The sequence below is a fragment of the Qipengyuania sp. YIM B01966 genome, from assembly GCF_016461955.1.
Classification (GTDB): Bacteria; Pseudomonadota; Alphaproteobacteria; order Sphingomonadales; family Sphingomonadaceae; genus QFOP01.
Window position 1 is genome coordinate 1 of the sequence record NZ_JADMNM010000026.1, and the last position, 2,526, is coordinate 2,526.

Here is a 2,526-nt window from a genome sequence, read left to right on the forward strand (position 1 = left end):
GCACGAACCCGCTTCGCGGGAGGGGTGCTGGCGGCGCGGGTGACGCCAGAGCAAGAACGTAGCGAGTAGATCGAACAAGGCCGACCATTCCGGCTCCTTCAACCGAGGAGTCGAGAGATGAACGATCTTGTACCTGTTTCGCCCATCAGCCCGCTGCGCCAGCGGCTGATCGAGGATATGACCATGCGCCGGTTCAGCCCGGAGACGCAGCGCAACTATCTGCGCGATGTCGGGCGGTTCGCGACCTGGCTGGGGCGCTCGCCCCACACCGCGACCGCCGAGGATGTCCGGCGGTTCCAGATTGAGCAACGGGAAGCCGGCGTTCCGGCGCCGACCATGAACAGCATTGGCGCGGCGCTGCGGTTCTTCTTCACCCACACCCTCGACCGGCCCGGGCTTGCCCGCAAGCTGGTCCGCACCGCTCATGCTCGCAAGATCCCGGTGGTGCTGACCCAGCCCGAGGTGAAGCGGCTCCTCGACGCCACGACCTGCCTCAAGCACCAGGCCGCGCTGTCGGTGGCCTACGGTGCGGGGCTGCGGGTCGGCGAGGTCTCGGCGCTCAAGGTGTGCGATATCGACAGCAAGCGCATGCTGCTCAGGATCGAACGCGGCAAGGGTGGACGCTATCGCAACGCCATGCTGCCCGAAGGTCTGCTTGTGCTGCTGCGGGAGTGGTGGCGCGCGGGGCGGCAACAGGGTGTGCTTCATGCCGATGGCTGGCTCTTCCCAGGTCAGAACGCGACGGTGCCGATCAGCACCCGCCAGCTCTACCGGGTCGTCGTTCAAGCGGCAGAGGCAGCCGATATCGCCAAGCGGGTCGGACCGCACACCCTACGGCACAGTTTTGCGACGCATCTGCTCGAGGACGGCGTCGATATCCGCGTTATCCAGGCACTGCTCGGCCATGCCAAGCTCAACACCACGGCCTTCTACACCAAGGTGGCAACGAAGACGATGCGGGCAGTTGTCAGCCCGCTCGACCGACTGGCCTTGGCGGCACCGGATAACGAGGTGCCGAGCGGCTGAGAGCCGGTGCGCACCTCGCTCGAGGTTGCCGACGTCTTCCGTGCTGCCGGGCCTGCTTATCGGGCCGCCCATGCCGGGCACCTGAGCCTGCATCAGCTCAAGGTCATGTCGGCGATCGAGCACTGTCGCACCGCCGCGCTGGGCGGGCACGTCGAGGCCTGCACCGACTGCGGCCATTGGCGGATCGCCTACAACTCCTGCCGCAACCGCCACTGCCCCAAGTGCCAGGGCGCCGCCGCGCGGACCTGGCTCGCCGCGCGCGAGGCCGACCTGCTGCCGGTCGGCTATTTCCACCTCGTGTTCACGCTGCCCGCCGAGATCGCCGCCATCGCCTTTACCAACAAGGCGCTGCTCTACGACCTGCTGTTCAAGACCGCGTCCGAGACCACGCTCACCATCGCCGCCGACCCGAAGCATCTCGGCGCCCGGATCGGCATCACCGCCGTGCTCCACACCTGGGGCTCGGCCATGACCCATCATCCGCACATCCACATGATCGTGCCGGGCGGCGGTATCGCGCTGGACGGGGACCGATGGATATCGTCCCGCCCGGCCTTTCTCCTGCCGGTGCGCGTGCTGGGCGCTTTGTTCCGCCGTCTGTTCCTGACCCGGCTGCTGGCGCTTCACGATGCCGGCAAACTCGCCTTCTTCGGTAAGCTGGCGGAGTTGGCCGACCGCCGTGCGTTGCTGCGCCATCTGTCACCGGTGAGGAAGAAGCGCTGGGTGGTATATGCCAAGCCGCCGTTCGCCGGGCCCGAGGCCGTGCTCGCCTATCTCTCGCGCTACACCCACCGGGTCGCGATCTCGAACAGTCGGCTCATCTCCTTCGACGAGGATGGCGTAACGTTCCGCTACAAGGATTATCGTCGCTCTGCCCCAGACCGGCAGCAGATCATGACGCTCGGCGCCGACGAGTTCATCCGCCGCTTCCTGCTGCACTGCCTGCCGCGCGGGTTCCACCGCATCCGCCACTACGGCCTGCTCGCCGCCAGCACCCGCAAAGCCCATCTCGAACGCGCCCGTCAGCTGCTAGCGATCGCACCGCCGGCGACGGACGAGCCCTCCATCGAACCGCCCGATCCGCGTCCGGCATGCCCTTGCTGCGGCGGGCACATGGTCATCATCGAGACCTTCCAGCGCTGCCATCCGCCACGCGGTCCGCCGAGCGCAGCCGCTCCATCCGGGCAACCTGCGCCGTGACCCGGCTCGGCATGACACTGTTCCACCCCGCCGCAGCCACGCTTCCGGCGGCGATGACGTCCGCATATTACCCGCCCAAAAGCAGTAGTCGCATCACCAAAATCGGACGAACCGGCGTCCTACGGCTGCTTTGTCATCGCAAAATCGGACCGGCTGCTATCGGACCCTTCCGCTTATCGGCACCGTCAGCAGCCGTCGGGATCAGTGCAAAGTCGAAATCCCCATAGCGCACCGCGTGCGGCCCGCGGGTTCGGGCACCGTCGACTTTCCGACGCCTCGCGGCGTCCGAAACTCTAAACG

At 66.9% G+C, this 2,526-nt stretch carries 2 protein-coding genes; both read left to right on the forward strand.

What is annotated here, in order from left to right; all coding sequences use genetic code 11:
• The first annotated feature begins 117 nt into the window (after positions 1-117).
• A complete protein-coding gene (locus ILT46_RS11940) occupies positions 118-1,026 on the forward strand; it encodes a tyrosine-type recombinase/integrase (RefSeq protein ID WP_199504862.1) in 909 nt (302 codons plus the stop codon).
• 6 nt (positions 1,027-1,032) lie between these two features.
• Entirely contained in the window at positions 1,033-2,226 is a 1,194-nt protein-coding gene (locus tag ILT46_RS11945; protein WP_199504863.1) for an IS91 family transposase, read from the forward strand.
• The last annotated feature ends 300 nt before the right edge of the window (positions 2,227-2,526 follow it).